Annotated in this window: 25 protein-coding genes; 11 read left to right on the top strand and 14 right to left on the bottom strand. The window is 72.3% G+C overall.

Annotation, left to right across the window (positions count from 1 at the left end; genetic code table 11):
* Nucleotides 1-76 precede the first annotated feature (76 nt).
* The gene (locus AS97_RS35010) at nt 77-880 is read left to right on the top strand and encodes a helix-turn-helix transcriptional regulator (RefSeq protein WP_210566255.1); all 804 of its coding nucleotides are present in this window, start codon (nt 77-79) and stop codon (nt 878-880) included.
* On the opposite strand, the gene AS97_RS35005 is transcribed toward AS97_RS35010, so the two are convergent.
* Together AS97_RS35005 and proP are read right to left on the bottom strand one after the other, a co-directional pair.
* Nucleotides 867-1,238 (bottom strand): nuclear transport factor 2 family protein, encoded by a 372-nt coding sequence (locus AS97_RS35005; RefSeq protein ID WP_210566254.1) that lies wholly within the window; start codon nt 1,236-1,238, stop codon nt 867-869. The two genes, AS97_RS35010 and AS97_RS35005, sit on opposite strands and share 14 nt — an antisense overlap.
* A gap of 167 nt (nt 1,239-1,405) precedes the next feature.
* A complete protein-coding gene (gene proP, locus AS97_RS35000) occupies nt 1,406-2,869 on the bottom strand; it encodes a glycine betaine/L-proline transporter ProP (RefSeq protein ID WP_059142019.1) in 1,464 nt (487 codons plus the stop codon).
* 252 nt (nt 2,870-3,121) lie between these two features.
* Here proP and AS97_RS34995 point away from each other — a divergent pair, with 252 nt between their 5' ends.
* Genes AS97_RS34995 through AS97_RS34985 form a run of 3 tightly spaced genes read left to right on the top strand, consistent with a single transcriptional unit; the run spans nt 3,122 to nt 5,478 of the window.
* Nucleotides 3,122-3,985: an isocitrate lyase/PEP mutase family protein gene (locus AS97_RS34995; RefSeq protein WP_059141973.1), complete on the top strand. Its 864-nt coding sequence runs from the start codon at nt 3,122-3,124 to the stop codon at nt 3,983-3,985.
* A 16-nt stretch (nt 3,986-4,001) separates the two neighbouring features.
* Nucleotides 4,002-4,439, top strand: coding sequence for a hypothetical protein (locus AS97_RS34990; RefSeq protein ID WP_210566253.1), 438 nt, complete (start codon nt 4,002-4,004; stop codon nt 4,437-4,439).
* A gap of 4 nt (nt 4,440-4,443) precedes the next feature.
* Nucleotides 4,444-5,478 carry a bile acid:sodium symporter family protein gene (locus tag AS97_RS34985; RefSeq protein ID WP_059142017.1) on the top strand — a complete coding sequence of 345 codons (1,035 nt, stop codon included), beginning with the start codon at nt 4,444-4,446 and terminating at the stop codon, nt 5,476-5,478.
* 19 nt (nt 5,479-5,497) lie between these two features.
* On the opposite strand, the gene AS97_RS34980 is transcribed toward AS97_RS34985, so the two are convergent.
* From AS97_RS34980 to AS97_RS34965, 4 genes are all read right to left on the bottom strand, one after another.
* A complete protein-coding gene (locus AS97_RS34980) occupies nt 5,498-6,604 on the bottom strand; it encodes a PP2C family protein-serine/threonine phosphatase (protein WP_210566252.1) in 1,107 nt (368 codons plus the stop codon).
* 35 nt (nt 6,605-6,639) lie between these two features.
* The gene (locus AS97_RS34975; protein WP_107420698.1) at nt 6,640-8,022 is read right to left on the bottom strand and encodes an amino acid permease; all 1,383 of its coding nucleotides are present in this window, start codon (nt 8,020-8,022) and stop codon (nt 6,640-6,642) included.
* Nucleotides 8,023-8,059: 37 nt separating this feature from the next.
* A complete protein-coding gene (locus tag AS97_RS34970) occupies nt 8,060-10,393 on the bottom strand; it encodes a phage holin family protein (RefSeq protein WP_210566251.1) in 2,334 nt (777 codons plus the stop codon).
* A gap of 165 nt (nt 10,394-10,558) precedes the next feature.
* A complete protein-coding gene (locus tag AS97_RS34965) occupies nt 10,559-11,737 on the bottom strand; it encodes a methyltransferase domain-containing protein (protein ID WP_210566250.1) in 1,179 nt (392 codons plus the stop codon).
* A gap of 262 nt (nt 11,738-11,999) precedes the next feature.
* Between AS97_RS34965 and AS97_RS34960 the strand changes: the two genes are divergently transcribed.
* On the top strand, nt 12,000-12,713 hold the full coding sequence (locus AS97_RS34960) for an AAA family ATPase (protein WP_210566249.1): 714 nt from the start codon (nt 12,000-12,002) through the stop codon (nt 12,711-12,713).
* A gap of 122 nt (nt 12,714-12,835) precedes the next feature.
* Nucleotides 12,836-13,057, top strand: coding sequence for a DUF397 domain-containing protein (locus AS97_RS34955; protein ID WP_210566248.1), 222 nt, complete (start codon nt 12,836-12,838; stop codon nt 13,055-13,057).
* A 41-nt stretch (nt 13,058-13,098) separates the two neighbouring features.
* On the opposite strand, the gene AS97_RS34950 is transcribed toward AS97_RS34955, so the two are convergent.
* From AS97_RS34950 to AS97_RS34935, 4 genes are read right to left on the bottom strand one after another with little or no spacing between them, the layout of a single operon-like run.
* A complete protein-coding gene (locus AS97_RS34950; protein ID WP_059141967.1) occupies nt 13,099-14,313 on the bottom strand; it encodes an ABC transporter permease in 1,215 nt (404 codons plus the stop codon).
* 2 nt (nt 14,314-14,315) lie between these two features.
* Entirely contained in the window at nt 14,316-15,098 is a 783-nt protein-coding gene (locus tag AS97_RS34945; protein WP_059141966.1) for an ATP-binding cassette domain-containing protein, read from the bottom strand.
* A gap of 12 nt (nt 15,099-15,110) precedes the next feature.
* Nucleotides 15,111-16,370, bottom strand: coding sequence for a substrate-binding domain-containing protein (locus AS97_RS34940; protein ID WP_210566247.1), 1,260 nt, complete (start codon nt 16,368-16,370; stop codon nt 15,111-15,113).
* Complete coding sequence (locus AS97_RS34935) at nt 16,367-18,886, bottom strand: SpoIIE family protein phosphatase (RefSeq protein WP_210566246.1); 2,520 nt, start codon at nt 18,884-18,886, stop codon at nt 16,367-16,369. The genes AS97_RS34940 and AS97_RS34935 overlap by 4 nt, the downstream gene beginning before the upstream one ends.
* A gap of 247 nt (nt 18,887-19,133) precedes the next feature.
* Here AS97_RS34935 and AS97_RS34930 point away from each other — a divergent pair, with 247 nt between their 5' ends.
* Nucleotides 19,134-19,622, top strand: coding sequence for a GNAT family N-acetyltransferase (locus AS97_RS34930; protein ID WP_210566245.1), 489 nt, complete (start codon nt 19,134-19,136; stop codon nt 19,620-19,622).
* Nucleotides 19,623-19,778: 156 nt separating this feature from the next.
* Here the strand turns inward: AS97_RS34930 and AS97_RS34925 are convergent, their stop codons facing one another.
* Nucleotides 19,779-20,525, bottom strand: a complete 747-nt coding sequence (locus AS97_RS34925) for a TetR/AcrR family transcriptional regulator (protein WP_210566244.1) — start codon at nt 20,523-20,525, stop codon at nt 19,779-19,781.
* Nucleotides 20,526-20,673: 148 nt separating this feature from the next.
* On the opposite strand from AS97_RS34925, the gene AS97_RS34920 reads away from it, so the two are divergent.
* Nucleotides 20,674-21,846 (top strand): NAD(P)/FAD-dependent oxidoreductase, encoded by a 1,173-nt coding sequence (locus AS97_RS34920; protein ID WP_210566243.1) that lies wholly within the window; start codon nt 20,674-20,676, stop codon nt 21,844-21,846.
* Nucleotides 21,843-22,598: an alpha/beta hydrolase gene (locus tag AS97_RS34915; RefSeq protein WP_059141961.1), complete on the top strand. Its 756-nt coding sequence runs from the start codon at nt 21,843-21,845 to the stop codon at nt 22,596-22,598. Before AS97_RS34920 ends, AS97_RS34915 begins: the two co-directional genes overlap by 4 nt.
* A 39-nt stretch (nt 22,599-22,637) precedes the next feature.
* Here AS97_RS34915 and AS97_RS34910 read toward each other — a convergent pair whose 3' ends face one another.
* The 3 genes from AS97_RS34910 to AS97_RS34900 all read right to left on the bottom strand — a co-directional run bounded on the left by AS97_RS34910 (nt 22,638) and on the right by AS97_RS34900 (nt 25,288).
* The gene (locus tag AS97_RS34910; RefSeq protein WP_086707451.1) at nt 22,638-23,663 is read right to left on the bottom strand and encodes a membrane dipeptidase; all 1,026 of its coding nucleotides are present in this window, start codon (nt 23,661-23,663) and stop codon (nt 22,638-22,640) included.
* Between the two features lie 162 nt (nt 23,664-23,825).
* The gene (locus tag AS97_RS34905; protein WP_247204584.1) at nt 23,826-24,728 is read right to left on the bottom strand and encodes a DMT family transporter; all 903 of its coding nucleotides are present in this window, start codon (nt 24,726-24,728) and stop codon (nt 23,826-23,828) included.
* Nucleotides 24,725-25,288, bottom strand: a complete 564-nt coding sequence (locus tag AS97_RS34900) for a MarR family winged helix-turn-helix transcriptional regulator (RefSeq protein WP_210566242.1) — start codon at nt 25,286-25,288, stop codon at nt 24,725-24,727. Before AS97_RS34900 ends, AS97_RS34905 begins: the two co-directional genes overlap by 4 nt.
* 91 nt (nt 25,289-25,379) lie before the next feature.
* Here AS97_RS34900 and AS97_RS34895 point away from each other — a divergent pair, with 91 nt between their 5' ends.
* Together AS97_RS34895 and AS97_RS34890 are read left to right on the top strand one after the other, a co-directional pair.
* Nucleotides 25,380-26,162 carry an MBL fold metallo-hydrolase gene (locus AS97_RS34895; protein WP_210566241.1) on the top strand — a complete coding sequence of 261 codons (783 nt, stop codon included), beginning with the start codon at nt 25,380-25,382 and terminating at the stop codon, nt 26,160-26,162.
* Entirely contained in the window at nt 26,162-26,824 is a 663-nt protein-coding gene (locus tag AS97_RS34890) for a VTT domain-containing protein (protein WP_086707443.1), read from the top strand. The genes AS97_RS34895 and AS97_RS34890 overlap by 1 nt, the downstream gene beginning before the upstream one ends.
* Nucleotides 26,825-26,826: the final 2 nt, after the last annotated feature.

Here is a 26,826-nt window from a genome sequence, read left to right as displayed (position 1 = left end):
ACGTCCCTTCGTCGCGGGTGACCGGTGGCCCTTCCACCCTGCCATGTGAGTACCCGGCGTCGGCTACCTTCAGCTCATGACGACTGCCGCGCCGCCCCGGGTGGGCACACTGCTGCGCGAGTGGCGGGACCGCCGCCGGCTGAGCCAGCTGGAGCTCGCGCTGCGTGCCGACTCCTCCGCCCGCCACATCAGCTTCATCGAGACCGGCCGGTCGCGGCCCAGCCAGGAGATGGTGCTCCGGCTCGCCGACCATCTCGAGGTCCCCGTCCGCGAGCGCAACGCCCTGCTGATCGCCGCCGGTTACGCCCCGCACTATCCGGAGCGGTCGGTGGACGACCCCTCGATGAGCGCCCTGCGTACATCCCTGGAGCGGCTGCTGACGGGCTACGAGCCGTATCCGGCGCTCGTGGTGGACGGCACCTACGGGGTGCTGGCGGCCAACCGGGGCATCGCGGCGCTTCTGGAGGGGGTGGCGGAGCATCTGCTGACGCCGCCGCTGAACGCGATGCGCCTCACCCTGCACCCCGAGGGTCTCGCCCCGCGCATCCGCAACCTCCGCGAATGGCGTGGCCATCTGCTGGACCAGATGGACCGGCAGCTGGCGCTGATGCGCTCCTCGCCACTGCGCGCGCTGTACGACGAGGTGGCCGCCTACCCGCTGCCCGAGACCGGCAGCCGGGAGACGGCGACCGCCGGTGACGCCCCGCCCTTCGCCCTGCCGATGATGATCGAGCACGGCGGCCGGGTGCTGTCGTTCATCTCCACGATCGCGACCTTCAACACCCCGATGGATGTCACGGTCTCCGAGCTGGCCATCGAGACGTTCCTCCCGGCCGACCCGGAGACCGCGGCAGCCCTGGGGCGGTTCAGCCGGTCGTAGGGACCCGGTCCAGGAAGCCGAGGACGGAGCGGATCCGGCCGTCCTCGGCCAGGGTGATCACATCGGTCGCGGCGACCGGGGCCGAGCCGTCGGCCGTGGCGACCAGCTCCCAGCTGAAGCGGGCCATGGCGTGGTGGCCGTCCACGGCGCCGGTGAGCCGGAACTCATGGCCGGGGAACTGCTCCTGGGCCCCGGCGATGACGGCGGCCAGCTGCTCATGGCCCCGCGCCTCGGCCAGCGGGTCGGTGTAGCCGCCGTCCTCGGTCCAGGCGGCGGCGACGGCCTTGGCGCGGGCCTCGGGGCCGGTGGCGTTCCACGCCTCGAAGTAGCGGGCGACGGCGGTTTCGTACTGCGTCATGTGGTTACTCCTCCATGAAATCCCCTGGTGGCACCGGGTCCCGGACCGGAGGGCGCCGGCCCGGAACCCGATGGCTCCACCCTGCCGCCGTCGCGCGCGGGGGTCGATTACCGCCGAGGTAATGGAGGTGCGGAAGCCTTGGCGCACACCGCACGGGGAAGGGGAACTCAGGAGCGCTGGGACTCCACGAGCGCGATGGCCTCCTCCTTGGTGGCCACGGCGGGCGGCGAGCCCTCCAGCGGCTTCCGCGCCGTCTCCTTCATCACGGCGGCGGCGATGATGCCGACGACGGCGGCGAGCATCGTGTAGTAGGCGGGCATCAGATCGTCCCCGGTGCTGCTGATCAGACCCTCGGTCACCAGTGGCGTGGTGCCGCCGAAGAGCGAGACGGAGATGTTGAAGGCGATGGAGAGCGAGCCGTAGCGCACATTCGTCGGGAAGAGCGCGGGCAGCGAGGCGGACATCACGCTCACATACGGCAGCAGACACAGCCCCAGGAGCAGCAGCCCGGCGAAGACCGGGACCACCCCGCCCTGCTTGATGAGCAGGAAGCACGGCACGGCGAGCACCAGGAAGCCCACGGACCCGGCCATCAGCACGGGCTTGCGGCCGATGCGGTCGGAGTACCGGCCGACGAAGGTGATGGCCGCCATGAGCACGAGCATCACGATGATGATCGAGACCAGGGCGCTGGTGCTGCTGTAGTGGAGGGTGTCCGACAGATAGGTCGGCATGTAGGACAGCAGCATGTAGTCGGTGATGTTGTACGCGGCGACCAGCGCGATGCACAGCGCCATCGCACGCCACTGGGTGCGGAACACCTGCCAGAACGGCAGGCTCTCGCGCTCCCCCGCGCTGGTGGCGCCCTCGTCCTCCAGCTTCCGGAAGGCGGGGGTGTCATCCAGCTTCAGCCGCAGATACAGACCGACCAGACCGATCGGCGCGGCGGCCAGGAACGGAATGCGCCAGCCCCAGGAATTCATCGAGGAGTCGGCGAGCGTCACGGTCAGGATGGTGACCAGTCCGGCCGCCGCGGTGTAGCCGATCAGCGTGCCGAACTCCAGAAAGCTGCCGTAGTACCCACGGCGCTTGTCGGGCGCGTATTCGGCGATGAAGGTCGAGGCGCCGCCGTATTCCCCGCCGGTGGAGAACCCCTGGAGCATACGGAACAGGATGAGCAGAGCCGGCGACCAGAAGCCGATGGCGGCATAGCCGGGGATCAGCCCGATGGCGAGCGTGCTGGACGCCATCATGATCATGGTGAAGGACAGGACCTTCTTACGGCCGATCCGGTCACCCAGAGGCCCGAAGAACATGCCTCCCACCGGGCGGACCAGAAAGGCCACCGCGAATGTCGCGAGGGAGGAGAGCACCTGGGCCGTGCCATTACCGGACGGGAAGAACACTTTGCCGATGGTGACCGCGAGATAGCTGTAGATCCCGAAGTCGAACCATTCCATGGCGTTTCCCAGCGCGGCGGCCTTCACCGCTTTCCGGACGGTCTTCTCTTCGGTGACCGTGATGTCGCTCCGGCGCAGTGGAGGGTTCTTGCGTCGCTGGACAGCGCGCCAGAGCAGGTGGTGCCGGGAGGGCGCGGACGCGGAGGCTTCAACATCGGTCGGGACAGGCACGAGCAACTCTTTTCAGTGGACAGGCTTGTTGCGCATACCCGGCGAACGCCGTGGCATGCCCGGCGTGTCGCGGACCACCCATGACGAGGCCCCGCGGCGCTCAAGGAACGTTCGACCCCGGCCCGAGCAGGGCCGGGCATCTTCAGGGAACCCGGCGGTTGCTTTACCGATTCTTGGCCTTCGCCAGACCTATCCACGCAATCGCACAACCCGTCACACAGCGCCGAAAGGCGCCGAACTGAAGGGGACATCATGCTCTACGGCAATGCCCTCCGAAAGGCTGTCAGCTCCTCCCCCACCACTCCCCTCATCGGCATCTACGACATGTACTCGGCGTCCATCGCCGCACAGCACTACAACGGCTTCTTCGTATCCGGATTCGGGTTCGCCGCATCGCATTACGGGCTGCCCGACATCGGCTTCATCGCCTGGCCCGACATGCTCGCCTTCGTGGAGCGGCTGCGTCTCGCCTTCCCCGAGCACCATCTGCTCGTGGACATCGACGACGGCTATGTGGATCCCGAGGTCGCCTGCCATGTGGTGCAGCGGCTGGAGCGCACCGGGGCCTCCGGGGTGATCCTGGAGGACCAGCGGCGCCCGCGCCGCTGCGGCCACGCGGACGGCAAGCTGACCCTGCCGCTCGAGGAGTACCTCGACAAGCTCCAACTGGTGCTGAGCAGCAGGAAGGACATGGTGGTGGTGGCGCGCACGGACGCCACCGAGGAGCCCGAGATCCTGCGGCGGGCGGCCGCGCTGGCGGAGACCGACGCGGATGTCGTCCTCGTCGACGGGGTGCGCAGCGTGGAGTGGATCCGCAAGGTCCGCAAGGTCATCGGCGACAAGCCCCTGCTGTTCAACCAGATCGCGGGCGGGAAGTCGCCGCGGCTCTCACTGTCCGAGCTGTCCGAACTGGGGGTGGATGTCGCCATTTACAGCACCCCTTGTCTGTTCGCCGCCCATGGGGCGATCGACGAGGCGCTGAGCGACCTCAAAACGGCGGACGGGCGGCTGCCGGACCCCCGGGAGGCCGCGGCCATCGGGGTCAAGGGCGCCACGGAACTGCTGGAGAAGAACATCAGCAGGCACCATGGCCACCGTCAGCCCGCCAGGGTCTGAGCCGGGGCCGCGCGGTATGCCCTCGACCTTCCTCGGGCGCGGCCCCGGCCGGCGCCGTAAGCCCGGAAAAGACACCGGCTCGTCCCGTCCGTCCACGGCCGGGCTCATCCTCGCGGCCACCGCGGGCGTCCTGTGCGCGGGCGCCGCGGTCTCCGCCAAGGCGACGCCCGTGCCCGCGGGCAGCACCCCGCGGGACGACTGCGGGCCGGACGACACCCCCACGGTGGTCACCGAGCCGCACAACGGCCTCGTGGTCATCGACAACTCCGCCGCGGACTCCTGGCTGGAGGTCGACCGCACCCTCAACACCCTGCTGCTGAGCCGTGGCACGGCGGGCAGCGACCACGACGGGGGCGGCGGCGCCATCGACGTCGTGACCGGCGGCCTCACCGGTGCGGATCCGGTGCTGCCGCAGATCGGCCACCCGCCCTGGCAGGCCGGGAGCGGTGATTGATGTGATGCGGAAGTCCTGGCCGCTGTCGTGGCCGGGCCGGCTCGGGAGGGCGGTCGACCCCTATGTCGCCGCCCTCCTCGGGACGGTCGCGCTGGCGGCGCTGCTGCCCGCGAGCGGGGCGGCGGCCACGGCCGTCGGCGATGCCGCGGACATCGCGATCGGGCTGCTCTTCTTCCTCTACGGTTCCCGGCTGTCCACCCGCGAGGCGCTGAACGGCCTGCGGCAGTGGAGACTGCACCTGGTGGTGGGCGCGAGCACCTTCGCGCTCTTCCCGCTGCTGGGGCTGGCCGCGGGCGGCCTCGCCCCGTTCCTCCTCACCGACCGGCTCTACACCGGACTGCTCTTCCTGTGTGTCGTGCCCTCGACCGTCCAGTCCTCGGTCGCCCTCACCTCCACGGCCCGGGGCAACGTCCCGGCCGCCATCTGCGCGGGTACGTACTCCAGCCTGCTCGGCATGATCGCCACCCCGCTGCTCGCGGCGTGGCTGATCGGCTCGGACGTGCGCTTCTCGGCCGAGGGGCTGCTGGCCATCGCCACCCAGCTGCTGCTCCCCTTCCTCGCCGGGCAGGCGCTGCGCCGCTGGACCGCGACTTTCATCGGCCGCCACAAGAAGGTGCTCGCCCTCCTGGACCGGGGCTCGATCCTGCTCGTGGTCTACACGGCGTTCAGCCGGGGCATGGCGGAGGGCATCTGGAACCAGATCACCCCGGCCCGGCTGTGCGCGCTGCTGGGGCTGGCCGCGGCGGTGCTGGGGCTGGCCCTCACCGCGACGTCGTTCACCGCGCGACGGCTGGGCTTCAGCCGGGAGGACCGCGTCACCATCGTCTTCTGCGGCTCCAACAAGTCCCTGGCCACCGGGCTGCCGATGGCCGCGGTGCTGTTCGGGGACGCGGCCGGGCCGGTGATCCTGCCGCTGATGCTCTTCCATCAGCTGCAACTGATGGTGTGCGCCGTCATCGCGGGCCGCTGGTCCCGCCGGGTGCCGGAGGCCGCCCCGACTCAAGGGGAACGCGTCCAGATCACGGAGGCGAGGGGGTAAACCGGACGAGGGCGGCGGCTCAGGGGCAGCGGGCGATCACCACGATGGCGGCGTCGTCGTTGACGACCCCGCCGGTGTGCCGGAGCAGATCGGCGTGGAGATAGTCCACCAGCGCCTGTGGGCCGCCGCCCCTCCAGACCGCGAGCCGTTCCCGGAGCGGATAGAAGGCGCCGACGTCATCCCGGGCCTCGACGACGCCGTCGGTGTGCAGCACCAGAAGGTCGCCGTACTCGAAGCGGAACGTCTCGACCTGGTAGTCCCGTTCCTTCGGCACCTCCAGGCCCAGCGGCACCGCGGGCTCGCCCACGTCCAGCGTCGCGATCTCGCCCCTGTGCAGCAGCAGTGGTGGGGGGTGTCCGCAGTTCACCATCCCGGTCACCGGGCCGTCGTCGTAGACGTCCAGCACCACGGCGGTCACAAAGGACTCCAGGTAATTCCGCTCGTCATCGGCGATATGGCGCCAGTTCCAGCACATGGCGCTGCCCATGTGGGCGGCGATGCCCGGCAGTGAGAGATTGCGGTAGGCGGAGCCCCGGAAGGCCCCGATCAGCACGGCGGCGTCACCGATCGCGGCCAGCCCTTTTCCCCGTACGTCCCCGATGACCAGCCGGGTCGCCCTCTCGGTGCGGACGGCCGCGTACAGGTCACCGCCGATCTGCGCCTCCTCATCGGCCGCGAGATACAGCGAGGCGATCATCAGCTCCCCGATTCGTTCGGGCAACGGCCGCAGCAGGACCTCCTGCGCGGCCACGGCCACTGAGCGCACCTGACTCAGCCGGCGCCGGTGCCGGTCGGTGGCGTAGCGGAAGCTCGTCACCAGCCCCGAGATCACGATCAGGGCGACGATCTGCGCCTGGTGGTTGGCGGTCATCAGACCGCCCTGGGACGCGCCGATGACGACCTGAGCCCCCACGGCGAGGGCTCCGACGACAGCGGTTCCGCCCGCGCCCGCGAAGGACGCGGTGATCGCGGGTGCCGCGATCAGGAAGGGGCCGAGGTGGACGCTGGGCGGCGTAGTGAGATCGGTCAGCGTGACCGCCAGGATGATCGCGAACGGGACGACGAACAGCGCCCTGCTCGACCGCGTTTCCCCACCGATGCGGGTGAGGTCGGGCGAAACGCGCATACATCCTGCTTACACCTGATACGGGCGCGGTGCGTTCAGACCGTGCTGTCGGCGGTGACGGCGGGGCCCGCCGCCGTGACGTCGGCGGCCTCCGCGCCCTCCGCCCGGCTGGTGCGCCGCGCCGCCATCCACACGTACACCAGCACACCGGCGAACAGGAACAGCACACCCTGGTATACCGCCGCGTATCCGGCGCCCGCGACCAGCCAGAACGAGAAGCCGAAGCCCGCGAGCGCCAGCACCAGGTCCCGGACGAAGCGCCCGGTCCGCACCTCCTCGCGGCGCCCGGACAGCAGGAAGTACAGCTGCGCGCCCGCCGCCAGCAGATACGGGACCGTCGCCGAGAAGGTGGTGATCAGCACGAGGATCTCGAAGAGCCCACTCGAACCCGAGGTGTAGTTGACCACGGTGAGCAGGGACGCCAGGAGCACGCCGACGATGACGCCGAAGGTCGGCACCCCGCGCCGCCTGGTGGCGAACGCGGCCGGGAAGAGCCCGTCCCGCGCGGCCGCGTACGGGGCCTGCGCGCTCATCAGGGTCCAGCCGTTGAGCGCGCCGACGATGGACACCACGGCGGCCAGTGCGATCAGCGTGGGGCCCCAGCCCCCGCCGAACATCGCGTCGACCGCGTCCGAGAAGGGTGCGGTGGAGCCGACCAGGTCCTTGTGGGCGACGGTGCCGAAGACCGACACCGTGCCGAGCAGATAGACCACGGCCGCGCCGACCGTGCCCAGCACGCTCGCCCGCCCCACATTGCGCTCCGGGTCCCGGACCTCGCCCGCGCTCATCGAGGCCGACTCCACGCCCACGTAGCTGTAGAGCAGGATCGCGGCCGCCGCCGACACACCGCCGAGCGCGCTGCCGCCGCTCTCGTTGAACGAGCCGAGGTTGTGCGGGTCGAAGAAGAAGAGGCCGACGATGGCGACGAAGAGCAGCGGGATGAACTTCAGCACGGTGGAGACCAGCTGCACCGCGCCCACCCAGCGCGTCCCCGCGAGGTTGGCGAGCGCGGGGAGCCAGAGTGCCAGCAGCGCCACGGCCAGGTTCATGCCTTTCGTGTCATGGCCGGGGACCAGCACATGCACATAGCCGACCGCCGCCACCGCGAGCGCCGCATTGCTCACCCAGGTCATCGTCCAGTACGACCAGGCCGACAGGAAGCCGGCGAAGTCGCCGAAGGCCGCGCGGGCGTGCACATACGGCCCGCCGGTGCGGGGGTCGCGCTCCGCGAGCCGCCCGAAGACCAGCGCGAGCGCGATGGCGCCCAGCGTCAGGACGACGAAGGAGAGGAGACTGAGGGTGCCGAACGGAGCGACGGAGGCGGGCAGCAGAAAGATGCCGCCGCCGATGATGTTTCCCATGACGAGTGCGGTCGCCGTGGGCAGGCCGAAGCGGCGGGAGTGGGGCTGGTCGTGCATATGACTATGGTCACCGAGCGTGTAGGGTGCACCCAAATCACCGGGTTTTGTTCGGCACAACCGGCCTGACCACGGTAAATGGTGCGGCGGGGGCGCCGTCCCACCGGGAATCCTGCACCGTGCGCGCCACGTCGGACGCCCTCGGCAGCCCGGTGTCAACCGGTACCGCCACCTCCGTCGGACCCTGCGCGGCCGGGGCCTCCGCTACCGCCGGACCCGCTCCCATCAACGCCTCCGCCCCCGGCGCATACGCCTCCCCCGTGGCCGCTGTCTCCTTCTCCGGCACCTGGGGCCCGTCCGCCTCTTCCAGCCAGCGCCGCAGCACCCGGTGCACCCGCTCCGCCCCGACCAGTTCCTCCCCCGCCGCCACCGGCGGGGTCAGCTCGGCCGGCCACAGCAGAAAGGGATGCCCCTGCTCCCCGCCGAGCCCGCCGTGCGAGCCGATCTGCTCCTCGAAGGCGTGCACCGTGCCGCGCGCCGGGTCGTAGGCGGAGTTGACCATGATGTCGGGGGTGTTCCGGAAGTGCGCGGTGCGCCGTACGGCGGCCTCGGCGCCGGGCCCGAAGACCGTGAGCGGGCTCGTCCCGAAGACCTCCCCGGTGTCCAGACGGTGCTCGGCTCCCTCGGCACCCAGCACCACCGCGCCCTGCGCCTCGGACCGTACGAGCAGGAAGCCCACCCCGGGGTGGTCGGCGAGCGTGCGCAGCAGCGCGGGATGGCGGGCGTCGATCTGCTCGCGGCTCATCCGCCCCGGCACATCGGGGAAGGAGACCAGGCCCAGATTTCCGGACGCGAGCACGATCGGATCGGACGCGGGGGCGCCGCCGCCCGCGACGGCGGCTGTGTCGCCGACCCCGGCGCACCGCCCGTCCCCGTCCACCTCGGGCTTCTCCGGCCGGTGCAGCGCCGCCCGCCCCGCCTCGCGCGCCTCCGCACCGCTCGGGGTCCGCCCGGCCCGCCGCGACACGGGCAGACCGCAGCCGACCCGCACCAGGTCTTCAAGCGTCAGCCCGTACGCCCCCGCGAAGGTCTCGCCGGGGCTCTGCCCGTGGTCGGACAGCAGCACGATCCGGTAGTCGCGCGGGGCGCGGTCGGCGACCTTGGCGATCAGCGCGATGGAGCGGTCGAGCCGGGCGAGCACCTGCCGGGCGTCCCGGCTGCGCGGCCCCGAGTGGTGGGCCACCTCGTCGTACGCGACCAGATCGGCGTAGATCGCGGTACGGCCCGAGAGGATGTCCCCCATCACCGACGTCACCACGACGTCCCGCTCCACGACCGTGGCGAACGCGCGGATGAACGGATACAGCCCGCCCCGCTTGACCCGGGGCGTCTCACGGCGCAGCTTGGCGCGCGCGGCCTGGCGGATCTCCCGGACGACCTCGGCCAGGAACGACACGGCGGTGCGGGTCGCGTTGGCGGGGTCGGCGAAGTAGGCGAAGTATCCGGAGCGGGAGCGGTTGTGCGGACCGCGCCGCGCCGCGACCGAGAGGACCAGGGCCAGCTGTTCGGCGCCGCCGGTGAAGAGGTTGCCCCGGCTCGCCCCGTCCACCGTGAGGAGTCCGTCGTGTCCGGCCCGGGCGGCGGCGCGGCGCTGGAGTACCGCCGCGCTGGTCGGCCGGTTGCTCACCATCACCTCCCCGCTCTTCTTCTCGTACCAGCGGAAGGCGGGCACATCCTCGTTGGAGCCGTGCAGGATGCCGAGTTGGCTGGCGCCGGTCTGGCTGGACCAGTCGGTGCGCCAGGGCGTGACCTTGTGAGTGCTCCGGATCAGGCGCGCGACGGTGGGCATCACCGGGGGCCGGTTGTCGCGCTCCCGCAGCGCCTCCCGCAGCACGGCGTGCCCCACCCCGTCGAGCTGCAGAAACACCGTCCCCGGGGGCTCTTCGCTCCCGCCGTCCTCACCGAGCCGCCGCCTGCGCCGCCCGGCCAGCCGGGCCAGCCGCCGCCGGTAGGCCCCGTCGTCCCGCACGGTCAGAAAGGTGCTCGTCGCCGACGACGCGGCGGACATCACGGCGGCGACCACGACGGCGGTCTCCGGCTCGACGGCGCCCCGCCCGTCCGGGATCAGGCTGATCGCGATCAGCAGCATCGAGCCGTTGAGCACGAACACCAGCAGCCCCAGCACCAGCGCGGGCATCAGCAGCAACGCCCGTACGAGCAACGGCCACACCAGCGCGCTGAGCACGCCGAAGGCTCCGGCGCCGATGGCCGCCGTGATCGCGATCCGCGTCGCGCTGTCACCGCCATCGGACTTCAGGCGAAAGTCGGGGAGGATCCCGGCGAGCGCCAGCATCGTGAGCGTGGACACCGCCCATACCGCCGTCACCCGCAACAGGGTTCCCCCCACCGTCTTCCATCGGGGCTTCTGCACGCCGCGGCCTCACTTCACGTCACCGGCCCGCACCATGCGCGCGAACCGGCTTCAAGCGTGGCACAGCGCCGCCGCGACCCGGCGGACGGCGGGTTACCAGGACGGATCGATTCCCCTTACGGCAGCCCATGAGTCGGCCGGGAGCGCGTCTCCTCACGCCCCGCTCTACGGGGACCAGGAATCGGCCGGATCGTCCAGCCACACCCGCTGACCGGCGATGCCCGGGCCGACCGTGAGGCCGAAGCGGGTGTGGTCCGGCCTGCCCTGGCCGACCCACCACCCGTACGCGGCCTCGGCCTCATCCCACAACCGCCGCTCCCCCGCCTGCCAAACGCGCGCCCCCGCCTCCCCCTCGCGGAACACGACACACGCCCAGGAACGGTCGGTCAGCCCGTAGAGCCACACGGGCCGCGCGCCCTCGTGCGGGGCGGCCACCGCCTGGACGCAATGCGGTACCCGGAGCCCCAGCACGAAGGGGAGGGCGGAGTACGCCGGGGTGATGAACTCCCCCTCGGGGATGCCAGTGGTCGAGGTGTCCGCACCGCCCTCTCCCTCGACCGGGACGTAGGCATGGTGCGGCGGCAGCGACAGCCGCTGGCCGCGCAGCTTCATGAACTCGACGGGGCCGGTGAAGCGCCCCGACGCCGTCCCTTCCTCACGCACCATCAGCCGGGCCACGGCGTCCGCAGGGGTGTAGTGCGTGCCCCAGGGGACGACGATCAGGCCCCCGGGCCGCGTCTGCTCGATCCATGCCCCGGGGATCTCCCGAAGCCCGACGGTGGCCAGGACCCGGTCGTACGGCGCGCCGCCCGCACAGCCCTTCGCCCCGTCGCCGACCACGATCTCCGGCCGCAACCCCGCTGCGGCCAGCCGTTGGCGTGCGTGACGCGACACGGCGGGATCGACCTCGACCGTGGTGACCTTACGGCCGCCACAGCGATGCGCCAACGCACCGGCGGTCTCGCCCGTGCCGGTGCCGACGTCGAGCACGGCCATGCCCTCGTCCACGGCCAGGTCCCGCAGCAATGCGTAGACGACAGAGGGCATGGAGGATGAGCTGGTGGACACCCGCCCCGGCGCGGGACCGACATGCTCTCCGTCGTCCCACTGCGTCACGATGGGCGCATCGCTGTCGGCGGCGGCGTACCAGGCGTCCGGATGCTCGCCCTTGTCGATGGCGACGGCGCCCTGGGTCCGCGTGTCGAACGGCCACATCAGCTCCGGCAGGAACCCGGCCCGGTCGACAGCGGCGAAGGTCTGCGCCCAGTCCTCCCCCATCACCCCCGCGTCGAGAAGCAGCCGCCCCAACGCGGCCCGGCCGGGCCGGGCGCCCTCGAACGTCATGCGACCTTGGGCGGGTTCGGCACCCCGGGCCCACCGTCGGGAGTCGGCGGCGGATGCGGACCGGGGTAGGGCTGGCCGGGCAGCTTGTCACCGTTTCCGCCGATGCTTCGGGCCTGGACGCTCCGCGACATCAACGCTCTCCCCTTCGTCCAGCCGGGCGGCCCAACCCACTCGGGCCCCGGCTCTCATCACCATAGGGCGAGCCGCTGGAAACGCGCTCGAGACCGGCCTTGCCCTCACAGTCCTGTGAGAGACTCGGCCGATGATTATCGAACGTGCGTACGCACACATGGACCCGGGGTCGCGTGAGGAGGAGGGGTGGCCCTGGTCCGTGCCGTGTGTGCGGGGGTTGCAGGCGGACGGGCTGCGATTCACCGCGCCCGTGACGTTTCTTGTCGGGGAGAACGGGTCGGGCAAGTCGACGCTGGTCGAGGGCCTCGCGGAGGGGTTCGGGCTGGACTCGTACGGCGGCTCGCACGATTGGCGTTACGCCAGCCACCGCCCCAAGTCGGCGCTCGGCGAGCGGATCCGCTTCGACGCGGCGCCGCGCGGGCGGCGGATGCTGGGGAGTTGGGCGGCGCGCAAGGGGTTCTTCCTGCGGGCCGAGACCGCGCTGGACGCGCTGGACCGGGAAGGTTTCGCCCCGCATGCGGTCAGCCACGGCGAGGGGTTTCTCGCGGCGTTCCGGGATAAGTTCCTCCAGCCCGGTCTGTACGTCATGGACGAGCCGGAGGCGGCCCTGTCCTTCGCCTCCTGCCTTGAACTCATCGGCCATCTGGACGAGTTGGTGAAGAACGGCGGGCAGGTCATCTGCGCGACGCATTCACCCCTGCTGACCGCGCTGCCCGGTGCGGACATCGTCGAAGTCGGCGAGCACGGGATGCGGCGGGTGGCCTGGAACGAGCTGGCCCTGGTCGACCACTGGCGCCGGTATCTCGCGGATCCGCGGAGCTATCTGCGGCATGTCCTGGGGTGAGCCCGGAGGCGCGTGCCGGGCTGAGGTCGTTGGTCGTCTGCGGCGCCGTTCCGCGCCTTCGGCGCATGTGAGCATGGGGGCGGCAGGTGGGGGCGCGGCCCCCGCCCCGGCACCCCCGCCCCATGCTCAATTGCGCCGAAGGCGCGAGACGGCGCCGCGCCCGGAACGAGGTCGCCTACGACTGGCACAAGTCGAGCTACAGCGACTCCAGCGGCGGCGACTGCGTCGAGGTCGCCACCACCCCCACCACCGTCCACATACGGGACTCCAAGAACCCCGACGGTCCTCGCCTCCGCACAGCCGCCACCGCCTGGGCGGACTTCCTGGCCTTCGCCACCCGCTGAGTCGGGCGGATCTTTCCCCTCCCCGCCGGAGGCGGCAAGACCTAAGCCCGGCCGTGCGCCCGCTGGGCTCGGCGCGACAGGGTGTCGACCACGACGGCCAGCAGCAGCACCCCGCCGGTGATCATGAATTGCACGGCGATCTGGATATCCATGAGTGCCACGCCCGAGGCGATCGACTGGATGACCAGCACGCCCAGCAGGGCGGACCAGGTGCTGCCCCGGCCGCCGAAGAGGCTGGTGCCGCCGATGACGGCCGCGGCGATGGCGTTCATCAGCAGGTCGGTGGAGACCGATGTCTGGCTGACCGAGTTGATCCGGGAGGCCAGGAACAGGCCGCCGATGGCGGCCATCGTGCTCGACATCATGAACGCCGAGGTCCGCACCCAGACCACATTGACCCCGGCGCGGCGGGCCGCCTCGGCCCCGCCGCCCAGCGCGAAGATCATCCGACCGTAGGTCGTACGGCGCAGGACGTAGTCGAGGATGACGAGGATGACCAGGAAGACCAGAAGGGCGAGCGGCAGGCCCTGGAACTGGTTGAGCACATACGCGGCGGCGAAGGCGATCACCGCGAGCAGCCCCGTGCGCAGGGCGATCTGGACCGGGGGGCGGGAGGGCACTCCGGCGGCGCGGCGGCGGGTGCCGTCCCGCCAGGCGGTCAGGAAGTATCCGGCCGTGCCGAGCGCCGCCAGGGCGTAGGCGGCGGCGACATCGGAGAAGTAGAAGTTGGTCAGCTTGGCGACCAGACCCTGATCGTCGAGGTTGATGGTGCCGTAGGCGCCCATGATGGCCAGCATCAGGCCATACCACCCCAGCAGGCCGGCGAGGGTGACCACGAACGCGGGGACGCCGACCACGGCGGTGAAGAAGCCGTGGACGAAGCCGACCGCCGTACCGCAGAGCGCGCCCAGGACGATGGCGGGTGGCTCGGGCATGCCGTAGTTGACGTTCAACACGGCGAACAGGGCGGAGGCCAGGCCGCTCACCGAGCCCACCGACAGATCGATCTCGCCGATCAGCAGGACGAAGATCACGCCGACCGCGATCATGCCGGTGCCGACGATGTCCACGCTGAGGTTGGAGAGGTTGCGCGGCGAGAGGAAGTGCGGATTGAGGATCTGGAAGATCAGCCAGATCGCGAGCAGCCCGAGCGCGACCGGCACGGAGCCGAGCGCTCCACCGCCCAGTTTGCGCCCGAACGCGTCGGCGAAGCGTTCGGCACCGCGCGCGCTGGGTCCGCCGATGCCGCCGGGCACGCTCACAACTCCCCCTCCCGCGTCGCCCGCCGCGTCACCGCGTTGTCGGAGGCGCCGGTGATGGAGGAGACGATCTGCTCCTGGGAGGTGGTGGTGACGTCGAAGAACCCGTTGTTGCGACCCAGGCGCAGCACCGCGACATAGTCGGCGACGGCCTTGACATCGCCCAGGTTGTGGCTGATCAGCAGCACCCCGAGGCCGCGTTCACGCAGCCGTTCCACCAGATCGAGGACCTGGGCGGTCTGCTCGATGCCGAGGGCGGCGGTGGGCTCGTCCAGCATGACCAGGCGCGGCTCGCCGAGCAGCGCCCGGGAGATGGCGACGGTCTGCCGCTGGCCTCCGGAGAGGACCGCGACGGGCCTGCGGACGTCGGGGATGCGGATGGCGAGGGTGGCCAGCAGATCGCGGGTACGGCGCTCCATCTCCACCTCGTTCAGGACGCCGAGCCGGCTGATCTCACGGCCGAGGAAGAGATTGCCGACGACATCGAGGTTGTCGCAGAGCGAGAGGTCCTGGTAGACGGTGGCGATCCCCAGATGCTGGGCGTCGTGCGGGCGGCCGATGTGGACGGGGCGGCCCCGCCATTCGAGGGCGCCCGTGTCGGCCGGCTCGACCCCCGCGATCACCTTGACCAGGGTGGACTTCCCCGCGCCGTTGTCGCCCACCAGGGCGATGACCTCACCGGCGTGGATCTCCAGATCGACGTCCCTGAGCGCCTCGACCGCGCCGAAGCGCTTGAAGACCCCACGCAGCGCCAGCAGGGGCGGGGCCGACGGTTGGGCCATCCGCTCCTCCCTTCATCCCGCGTCGTGCGATGAACCGTTCCGGCCGATGAGCCCGGCCCTGCGGCAGTCATCCGCATACTTCTTGGTGCATATCTGATCGACGCGATACAGACCGTCCTTGATGACGGTGCTCTTGATGTTGTGCACGGTCACGGCCACCGGCGTGAGCAGCACCGCGGGGATGTCACGGGCCGTGGCGCTGTCGACCCGCTGCTTGGCGATCCCGTTGAGCGATCTGCCGCGTCCCAGCGCGATGGCCATCTCCGCGGCGGTGTACGCCTCGGGCTCGAACGGCTTGTAGACGGTCATGTACTGCTCGCCCGCGAGGATCCGCTGAATGCCCGCGACCTCGGCGTCCTGGCCGGTCACCGGGGGCAGCGGATGGATCCGGGCCGTCTTGAGCGCGGTGATGACGCCCGAGGCCAGGCCGTCGTTGGCGGCGAGGACGCCATCGATGGCCTGGGGGCCCAGGGCGGCGATGGCCGCGGACATGTTGCGGTTGGCGTTCTCCGGCCGCCAGCCGACGGTCTCGTAGGACTTGGCGATCTTGACCTTGCCCTGGAGGACGGACCGCGCGCCGCGTTCGAACCAGTCCGCGTTGGGGTCGGTCGACGAGCCGTTCATCATGACGATCCGGCGGTTCGCGGCATTCGGGCCCAGCGCCCTCAGCAGCGCCTCGCCCTGGAGCCTGCCGACCCTTCCGCCGTCGAAGGAGACATAGCCGGAGATGGGCCCCTCGGCGAGACGGTCGTAGGCGACCACCGGGACGTTGGCGCGGCGGGCCTGGACCACGGAGTGACGGACGGCCTTGGTGTCCACCGCGTCCAGGATGAGGACATCGACTCCGTTCGTGATCATGGCTTCGATCTGGTTGCGCTGGGATACCGGATCGTGCTGGGCGCTGGAGTAGCTCACCGTGCAGCTCGGGCAGAGCTGCTTGACCCGGTGCTGGATCAGGGGTGCGTCGAAGCGCTCGAAACGGACGATCTCGTTCTCCGGGAGCAGCAGGCCGATCCGCAGCGGTCCGCGGTGGGTCCCTGCCGCGCCGACCGTCTCGCCGACCTGGGCCGCCTTACCGCATGCGGCGAGGGACGCGGCAAGGACGAGGCCCGCCGTCACGGCGATGGCCGCGCGGAGGCGCGCACGCGTCCGGGAGCGCGGCGGGGCGGCCGTCCGGGAGCGCGGCGAAGTGCGCGTCCGGGCGGTCGTACGAGAGCGCGTCCAGGCATGCGTCCGGGCATGCGTCCGGGCGGTCGTACGGGAGCGGATCATCGCCTTGGCCTCCTTCGTCTCCTCCCCCTCGCCCCCTCCGGCTGCCGTGCGGCGCCTGTGCCGGCCGGTCCTTCCGGCAGTTCCTCCGGGGGCGGCCCGCTCGGGGGCTCCTCCCGCGGGGACGACAGGGACAGCTCGCCCCAGACCTGCTTGCCCCCGCTGAGCGGCACCGAGCCCCAGGTCTGCGACATGGCCTCGATGAGCAGCAGCCCCCGCCCGCCGGTCGCCTCCCAGTCCACGGTCGCCGGTTTGACGGGGGTGCGCGGCGAGGGGTCGTTGACCGCGATCCGCAGCCGGTCCGCGGTCAACGTCAGATTCAGCCGCACCTCGCCCTGGGTGTGCACCAGGGCGTTGGTGACCAGCTCGGAGGTGACCAGCAGCGCCACGTCCAGCTCGTCCGCCAGGCCCCAGTTGCGCAGGGTGCGCGCGGTGAAGCGGCGGGCGTGCATTACGGCGTCGGGCAGCCGCCACACCGTCCAGCTCGCCCGGGTGGGCCGTACCCGCATCCCGTCGTAGCGCAGCAACAGCAGCGCGACATCGTCGTCCCGGCGGCTGTGCCCGCCGAGCAGCTCGTCCGCCACGCCTCCGGGGTCGGCCGGGTCGGCGCGGGCGAGCGCCTGGCGCGCTTGGCGCACCCCGTCGTCCAGGTCGAGCCGGGCGGACTCGACCAGGCCGTCGGTGACCAGGGCGAGCAGGGTGCCGGAGGACAGCCCGGCCGCGGTCATCGGGAACTCGGCGTCCGCGACCACGCCCAGCGGCGGACCGCCCTCGACGTCGAGCTCCTCGGTGGTGCCGTCCGGGTGGCGCAGCAGCGGCTGGATATGTCCGGCCCGGACGAACCACGCCTCGCCCTCCTCCATGTCGAGGTCGGCGTAGCAGCAGGTGGCGAAGAGGTCGGTCTCCATGCCGACGAGCAGGCGGTTGGCGTGCGCCACGACCACATCGGGCGGATGGCCCTCCACGGCGTAGGCCCGGATGGCGGTGCGCATCTGGCCCATGATGGTGGCGGCCGCGGCGCTGTGGCCCTGCACATCCCCGATGACCAGGGCCACATGGCCGTCGGCCAGCGGGATCACGTCGTACCAGTCGCCGCCCACCTCCAGGCCCATCGTCGCGGGCAGATAGCGGGTGACGGCCACCCCTCCGGGCAGCTCCGGCAGCTTCCGCGGCAGCAGGCTGCGCTGGAGCATGGTGGCCAGCTCGTGCTCGGCGTCCAGGGCGTGGGCCCGCACCAGGGCCTGCCCCACCAGACCGGCGGTCGCGGTCAGCAGCGAGCGCTCCTCCGGACCGAACTCATGCCGCCGCTCCCAGCCGATCAGGCACACGCCGACGATCCGGCCGTCCGCCGGGAGCGGGAGGACGGCGAGGCCGCCGGGGCCGATACCGGCGAGCCCGGGTTCCAGGGCGGAGCCCTCGGGCCAGATGCTGACCTGGCCCTCCCGCAGCGCCTCCGCCAGCGTGGGCAGGGCATGGCTCGGCGGCTCGGGCCATTCGGACCGCCAGGCGGACCGCCACAGCTCGGGCCAGGCGGCGGGCTCGGCGGGCGCCAGGACGGCGACCACGAGCTGCTCGGCCTGGACCTCGGCGACCGCGACCCGGCCCGCCCCGAGCGGATCGCGCAGCGCGCCGACCACCGCCCGGCCCACGTCCCGGACGGTGGTGGCCCCGGCCAGGGCGGCGGACAGCCGCTGCACCAGGGACACCTCGTCGGCGCGGGGCCGCAGATACGAGGTCTCCGCGACCACGCCGAGCATGCGCCGGGGGGTGCCGTCCGGCCCCGTCTCCACCTGGGCGCGCAGGCCCAGCCAGCGCAGCTCACCGTTGGGCCGCCGGATCCGGAACTCCAGTTGCGCGGTGCCGGAGGTCAGCGCATCGGGCTCCAGGACCGACATCAGGGCGGGCACGTCGTCCGGGACGGTGACCGACAGCAGGGTCTCCACCCGTCCGTCGAAGTCCTCCCCCGCGATGCCGAAGAGGTCGAGCACCTGGGTGTCGGCGGTGATCCGCCCGCTGCCGAGGTGCAGCACGAACGAGCCGACCCGCAGCCGGTCCAGGGTGGGGCCGGGGAGGTCGGGATGCGGCTGGGTGAGCGCCTCCGGCCCGGCCGCCTCGACCCCGGCGGCCACATGGTGGGCGTAGAGCTCGATGAAGCCCCGGCGGTCGGCATCGATGCCGCCGGGTGACTCGTCCACGACCACCAGACAGCCCAGCCCCTTGCCGTCCCCGCCGAGCGGCAGCACCCCCAGCGAGACGCCGGGCGTGGTGGGGGTTTCCGGAGTGGTGGGGCCCGTGGGGCCGTAGGCGGCGAGTTCACTGGGGGTCAGCCACAGCGGGCGGCCGTCGCGGAAGGCGTCGGTGACGGGCGAGCGCCCGGACAGCCCGTAACGTGCCGGCAGCGCGTACGACCCTCCGGCGCTGCGCACCGTCTCGGCCAACCGCAGCTCGGCACCTTCGGCGTCCAGCACATAGACAGCCACCACCGCGGTCCCCGTGAACGTCAGCACATGCCCGGTCACAGCACGCCTGCACCCGCCTCCGTGCGCGGACCGCCGGTCTTGTGGGGGCGTACCCGGGCCCTTGATCGGCCTTCGCGCGGCGACCGGTCACGACCACCGGCGGGGCCTTCGCTGCCGCGCCTCCTCGAAAGGGTTGGCGCCTCTCCTCAAAGCATGGCACAGCGGGCCGAACCCGGCCATCTCCCCTCGGAATCGGCGGTACGCGACGGCGATCGGTGGCGCACGACGATGCGGGAGACTCGGCCGCATGGTGGATCTGCGCGTGGTCACGATGGACGACTGGCCCCTGTGGCGGGACATCCGCCGGGCCGCGCTGGCCGAGGCGCCGCACGCCTTCAAGTCCCGGCTCGCCGACTGGCACCGCGGCGGCGAGGAGCGGTGGCGCGCCCGGCTGGAGGTGCCGGGCGCCCACCACATCGTCGCCCTGCTGGACGGCCGGGCCGTCGGAATGGCCGGCGGCCTGCCCGGGGACGGCGGGCCGCCAGAGCTGAGGTCCGTCTGGGTCAGCCCCGAGGCGCGCGGTCACGGCGTGGGCGACCGGCTGATCGCGGCGGTCGAGACCTGGGCCCTACGGGCGGGCGCCACGACGCTGCGGCTCGCGGTACTCCCGGGCAACGCCCCGGCCATCGCCCTCTACGAGCGGCACGGTTTCGTCGCCACCCGGGAGCCGGGGGATCTCCTCGCCGACGGTGTGACCAGGGAGCTGGTCATGGTGAAGGCGTTGCGGCGGAGTTGACCCCCGCCGACCCACAGCCGACCCGGGCACCGGAAAGATCCAGGTCTGCGCCGACGACAAGCTGGTGCTGACGGTCGACGACCGGGGCCCGGCGACCCGCCACTTCGAGAACGGCGTCCTGAGCGCCGCCGCCTCAGTCCCCTGAGCGCCGCCGCCTCAGTCCCCGATGTCCGCCGGGTCCCCGATGTCCGCCGGGGACGGGGAGAGCGCCTCCGGCACCGGGGTGTGCCGCGCCCCGGCGATCAGGACGTCGAACCCCCAGGCCAGCCGGTCCTGCGGGGATCCGGACAGCAGCCGCGGGCCGAGCGCGGCGATTTGCGGATGGGTCCGCGGTGAGACCTCCCGCACCACCGCGGCGAGCGCCTGCCAGTCCGCCTGGTCCTGGGGGATGTCGCCGGGGACCCGGTGGGCGTGCTCGGCCGCGGTCGCGGTGCCGTACTGCAGCAGCAGGTCGATCAGCCACGCGGCCCGGTCGGACTCCAGGCCCCCCTCGTCCAGCAGCGTCAGCATCGCCTCCACCAGCCGCAGATAGTGCTTCCCGAAGGGGCGGGCCACCAGCGCGGACTGGGCGAGGCCGGGGTACTCGAACAGCACCGCGGTGTACGAGGTGAGGATCCGCACCAGCCGGTCGTGCCAGTCGCCGCCCACCCCGGCCGGGCTCAGGTCGACCTCGCCGAGAAGCTCGTCCAGGACCGCCGCGTGCAGCTCGGCGATATTGCGGACGTAGACGTAGAGCGAGGCCGGCCCGGTGTCCAGTTCCTTGGCCAGGCGGCGCATCGTGACCCGCTCCAGGCCCTCGGCACGCATGAGTTCGACCGTGGTGGCGATGATGCCTTCCCTGGTCAGGGCCGGTTTCGCGGGACGTTCCCGGCGGCTCCGCGGGGCGGTGGGATGCGCTGTCATGGCGCCATCGTACCCGGCACGAACGCGTTCGCCCCAGACATGTTCGCCACAGACGCGTTCGTAACGAACGTGTTTGCCACGAACGCGTTCGTCGCCCTACGCTCGTCTCATCCGCCGCGCACCGGCGCCGAGCCTGGGAGGCATTGCCATGTCCGGAGCACCCCGTATCGCCATCGTCGGAGGAGGGCTGGGCGGCCTGACGCTGGCGCGCGTTCTGCACGTCCACGGCATCGCCTCGACCGTCTACGAACTGGACGCCTCGGCGACCGCACGCGACCAGGGCGGCTCGCTGGACATGGATCCCGAGTCCGGTCAGCGGGCGCTGCTGCACGCCGGCCTGCTGGAGGAGTTCCGGTCGCTCAGCCGCCCCGAGGACGGAGAGCTGCGGCTGCTCGACAAGGACGCGGCCGTCGGCTTCCGCATCCCCGCGCCGGAACCGGCCCAGGGAGACGAGGGAGAAGAGCGGCCCGAGATCGACCGCAGGGCGCTGCGAGAGCTGCTACTGGGCTCGCTGCCCGAGGCGACCGTTCGCTGGGGTCACAAGGTGCGCGCGGTCGCCCCCGGCGCGGCGGGGCAGCCCACGCTCACCCTGTCCGACGGCCGGACCGTCGCGGCGGATCTGCTGGTCGGCGCGGACGGGGCGTGGTCCAGGGTCCGGCCCCTGGTGTCCGACGCCGACCCGGTCTACTCCGGAATCTCGTTCGTGGACTGTCTGCTGCACGACGTCGACGCCCGGCACCCCGCCGTCGCCGAACTCGTCGGCCGGGGCACGATGTTCGCCCTGGCCGACGAGAAGGGGCTGATCGCCCAGCGCAACGGCGGCGACCGCATCCGCGTCTACGCCGCGGTCAAGGCCCCGGAGGAGTGGAGCCGTTCGGGCCTGATCGACCCGGCGGACCCGGCGGCGGCCAGGAAGCGGCTGCTGGACCTCTTCCCCGACTGGGACGAGGGGCTGCGTGCCCTGATCGCCGACAGCGACGGCCCGCTGGTCCCCCGGCCCATCCACGCCCTGCCCATCGGCCACCGCTGGGAGCGGACGCCCGGCGTCACGCTCCTGGGCGATGCCGCCCATCTGATGTCCCCCTTCGCGGGGGCGGGCGCCAACCTCGCCATGCTCGACGGCGCGGAACTCGCCCTCGCCCTCGCCACTCACGACGACCTGGAGACGGCTCTGAACGCCTACGAGACACCTATGTTCCCGCGCGCCGAAGAGGCGGCCGCGCAATCCGCCGACAACCTCACCGGCTTCTTCCACCCGGACGGCCTGCGGATCGCGTGCGACACCTTCACCGCGGTCACCTCCGGCGGTGAGGCCCGATGACCACCCACCAGACCACCGGATTCACCATCGAGCCCTACCCCGGCCTTCCCCTGACGGTGCGGGACGCGGGCGCGGGTCGGCCCGTGCTCGTACTGCACGGCGGCGGCGGACCCGCCTCCGTGACCGACATCGTGGACCACTTCGCCGCCACCTCCCGGGTGCTGGCGCCGACCCATCCGGGCTGGGAGGACACCCCGCGCCCCGAGTGGTTCTCGGACGTGGGCGACCTCGTCGAGACCTATCTGGACCTGCTGGACGACCGCGATCTGCGCGATGTCCTGGTCGTCGGCGTCTCCTTCGGCGGCTGGATCGCCGCCGAGATGACCGTGCGCGACCGGGCCCGCCGCGTCGGCGGGCTGGTCATCATGGGCGCCTTCGGCCCGCACGTGGAGGGGCACGAGCTGCGATTCCCCACCGCCCCGCCCGGCCCGCCGCCCGGCCAGGGCTCCGGCGCACCGGCACCGCGCCGGGGCCCCTCGCCCGCGGCCCTCCAGGCGTTGACGGCCTACGCGGGCCCGACGAGGTCCGATCCGAAGCTGCTGCACCGGCTCGCCCGGGTGAGCGTGCCCGCCCTCGCGGTGTGGGGGGAGCAGGACACCGTCGTCCCGCCCGACTTCGGCCGTGCCTACGCCGCGGCTATCCCGGGGGCGCGGTTCGAGCTGGTCCCGGGCGCGGGTCACATCCCCACCCGGGAGGCCCCGGAGGTCACGTTCGCCGCGATCGACGCCTTCTCGGCCACCATCGGGCGGTAGCAGCCGTCCTCAGGCACCGGTCAGGTCCTCAGGCACCGGTCAGGCGGGGCGTCCCAGCTCCTTGCGGAAGAGCTCCAGCACATTGCCGCCGAGGATCTTCTCGACGTCCCCCTCGGGAAGGCCCCTTCGGATCAGCGCCTCGGTCACCAGAGGCAGTCCGCGGGGGCCTTCCAGGCCGGGGATCAGCAGCCGGGCGTACTCGACGTCCTCGCAGCAGGGCGGGGTGGTGTCGTCGCTGACCTCCTTGATGAAGTCCGGCCCCAGACCCACCCGGTCGACGCCGATCACCTCGGCGATATGGACGATGTGGTCGGCCAGCCGGTCCACCGTGCGGTCGGCCGGGGCGGTGGCCAGGAACTCGCCGAGGAAGTTGACGCACACCACGCCCCCGGTCCCGGCGATCCCGCGCAGCTGCTCATCGGTGAGGTTGCGATGGTGGTCCAGGAGCGCGCGGGCGGAGGAGTGGGTGGCCAGTACGGGACGGGTGGCCAGCTCCAGCACATGGGCGACCCCGGAGGCGCCGAGGTGGGAGACGTCGAAGAGGATGCCAAGGCGCTCCATCTCCCGCAGCGCCAGGACCCCGGCCTCGGTGAGCCGGCTTCCGGTGGCGTCCTCACCGCTGCCGTCGGCCAGTGCGGTGCGGCCCCAGTGGGCGAGCGAGGCGATGCGCACCCCGAGGCGGTGGAGGGTCGGGAGGAGTTCGACGTTCGCGTCCAGCCCGGGGGCGCTCTCCAGCGCCAGCACCAGGGCGATCCGGCCGTCGGCGAGCGCGGCGTCGATGTCGTCGCCGTCCAGGCACAGCCGTACCTCGTCGGCGTTGCCCTCGGCGAGGGTGTGGGCGCACTCGATCATCCGCAGCGTCTCGCGCAGCGCGCCCTCGGGGCGGAACTGGTCGTCGATGAAGACCGGCAGCACCTGCACATCCACTCCGCCCTCGCGGAGCTGCGGCAGCCAGCGCTCCCGGAAGTAGCCGGCCCAGCGGTGCGGTGGGCGGGCGGTGACGGCGATCAGCAGGTCGTTATGGGCGTCGGCGACGACGGCGCGCTGGTGGAGTGCACGGCTCATAGGGCACGGCTCATGAGGACGACGGTGTCCTTTCGTGGGACGGGAAGCGACGTCGGTCATCGTGACGTATGCGCCGCCCACCGGGCCATGGGTTTTCGCCCGGGCGCCGGTCCTCCGCGGCCAGGCGCCGGTCCCGCGCAGTCGGACGCCCATCGTCGGCGGTCAGTTGAGGGCGATCAGCCCGATGGCCACTCCCGCGCCGAGCAGCCCGACGGTCTGGGGCCGGGTGATCCGCTCCCGCAGGAAGGTCAGCGCCAGCAGCACCGGCACCGCCGGATAGAGCGCGGACAGCACCACCGCCACGGACAGCAACTCCTGTCGGGTGGCCAGCAGATACAGGACGGTCGCCACCGTGCCGAGGACGCCCGCCACCGCCGCCACCGCGACCTCCCGGCGGGGCAGCCGCAGCCGGGCCCCGGTCGCGGGAAACAGCGCGAGGATGACGGCCACCGACACGGCCCGGCTGACCACCACCGGCCACCATCCGGCCGTGGCCGGTATCCGGGCCAGCGCGAAGAAGTGAACGGCCAGGCCCACTCCCGCGACCAGCGCCATGACCAGGGCCGGGGACAGCCGGTCGGCCCCTTGTGCCCGCCCGGCCCGGGCGGCGGCCGGTGCCGCCGCCGGACGCTCCTCGCCGCCCGGACGAGCCTCGCCGCGCTCGCCGCGTGAGACCAGCCAGAGGGCGGGCACCCCGAGCGCGATCCCGGTGAGCGCCGGGGGCGAGGGCCGGTCGCCGAGGAGGGCGATTCCGGCCAGCACCGGCAGCCCCACCCCCGTGACATCGCTGACCGGCACCACGACGCTCATCGGCCCCTTGTTCATCGACCAGTAGAGGCACGCCACCCCCACACCGGTGCCGAGCCCCGAGAGCGCACCCCAGGCCAGGGCCGGGGCCGGGGCGGTGGCGCCCTGGGTGAGCAGCACCGGGATCAGGCTGACCACCGTGCCGGCCGTTTGTGCCCAGGCCGCGACCGCCACCCCGTGCCGGCGGCGGGAGACCAGGCCGCTCAGGAAGTGGGTGGTGCCGAAGCAGAGCGCCGAGGCGAGGGGCGAGCAGCTCACCCATGGTCCGTACGGGCCTCGTCCTCGGCCGCCGCCCGAGCGGCCGCCCGGTCCGCGGCGCCGACCGGGCACTCCACGCCGTCCGGGGTGCAGGCGGCCCGGTCGCACAGCCGGCACATCCGGTCGGCCGAGCCACTGCCCTGGTAGAGCCCGTCGAGCAGCTTCGCCAGGAGCGTGCCGAGGCGGCGGATCTCCGTATCGCCGAGGCCGTCCAGCACCCCGGTGAGCTGGGAGGTCCGCGAGGTGAGCAGCTGGCCGGCGGTCCGCCGGCCCTTGGCGGTGGGGTGGACCCCGGTCCAGTTGCCGATCGTGCGGCGCCGCTCGACCAGCGCGTCCCGCTCCAGCCCGTCGACCATCCGCACCGCCGCGGACTGGGTCAGCCCCACCCGGCGGCCGAGCTCGGTCACGCTCACACCGGGGTCGGCGCGGAGCACGATCAGCGCGGCGGCCGCGCTCATGCTCAGGCGGGACGCGGACGCCGGGGCGCTGAGCAGATCGTCCGTGATCGCCAGCGCCGTGGCCCCCAGCAGATTCGCCACTCGTTCCCTGTCATCATGCATGACTCATGCATGCCCCGCGCGGGCGGATGCCATGCCCCGGCCGGCGGGGTGAGAGGATCGGACGGACGGGCCCGAGGGACGGAGGCGGGAGATGTCGGTGGAGATCACCTGGTGGGGGCACGCCACCGCGACCGTGCGGGACTCCGGGGTGCGGGTGCTGACCGACCCCTTGTTCGTACGGCGTCTGGCCCATCTACGGCGCCGCCGGGGGGCCGTGCCACCGGCCGCCGCGGCGGTGGCGGACGTGGCGCTGGTCTCGCATCTGCACGCCGACCATCTGCACCCCGGCTCGCTGGCCAAGCTGCTGCCCGGCACCCGGCTGGTGGTGCCGCGCGGGGCCGGACGGGCGGTGCCCGGACTGCGGCGGGTGGTGGCGGCGCGGGGGCTGCGGGTGACCGAGATGGCGCCGGGGGATGTGTGCACGGTCGGCGAGGTGCGGATCCGGGCGGTACCGGCCGAGCACGACGGGCGGCGGCTGCCGTACGGGCGGAGCCGGGTGCCCTCGCTGGGGTATGTGCTGCGCGGCGAGTCGACCACGTACTTCGCGGGCGACACCGGGCTGTTCGACCGGATGGCGGAGGCGGTGGGGGCATGCGATGTGGCGCTCCTTCCGGTGGGCGGCTGGGGGCCCTACCTCGGCCCCGGCCATCTCGACGCGGGCCGCGCGGCCCAGGCGCTGGCGCGACTGGGGGCGCGCTGCGCGGTACCGGTGCACTACGGGACGTACTGGCCGATCGGGATGGACGCGATCCGTCCGCATGAATTCCACGCCCCCGGCGACGACTTCGTGCGCCACGCCGGGCAGCTGGCCCCCGACGCGGTGGTGCACCGGCTGGGGCACGGGGAGTGCGTCCGGCTGGAGCCCGCCAGGTGATGGGGGATCTGGCGAATCTGGTGGACCTGGCCCGGAGCGTGCCGCCGGAGTCGACCCAGCAGGCGGTGGGATATCCCTCGCTGTACCTGCTGGTGGTGTTCGGGTCGCTGGTGCCGGTGGTGCCCACCGGTGCGGTGGTCTCCTCGGCCGCGGTGGTCGCCATCCACCAGACCGCTCCCCCGCTGTCCCTGCTGGTGGTCTTCGGGGTGGCCTCGCTGGCGGCCTTCTCGGGGGACGTGATGCTCTACTGGCTCGGGCGGCGCGGGGTGGCTTCGAAGAACGGCTCGCGGTGGCTGGAACGGATCCACGACCACGCCGCGCCGGAACGGCTGGACCAGGCACAGGCGCGGCTGGAGGACCACGGGGTGGCGGTTCTGGTGCTGTCCCGGCTGCTACCGGCCGGGCGGATACCGGTGATGCTGGCCTGCCTGCTGGCCCGCTGGCCCCTGCGCAGATTCGCCCGCGGCGCGGCGCCCGCGGCACTGGCCTGGGCGGTGACGTATCAGCTCATCGGCATCCTGGGCGGCTCGCTCTTCCCCGAACCGTGGGAGGGCGTGGCGGCGGCCGTGATCCTGACGGTGGTGATCAGCACGACCCCCGCGCTGTGGAGGCGGCTGCGGCGCCGTACCGCCCGCGACGCGCGGAGCGAAGCCACGGGCTGACG

The sequence above is a fragment of the Streptomyces sp. AgN23 genome, assembly GCF_001598115.1.
Lineage (GTDB): Bacteria > Actinomycetota > Actinomycetes > Streptomycetales > Streptomycetaceae > Streptomyces > Streptomyces antimycoticus.
This window is presented reverse-complemented; position numbering and strand designations above follow the sequence as displayed.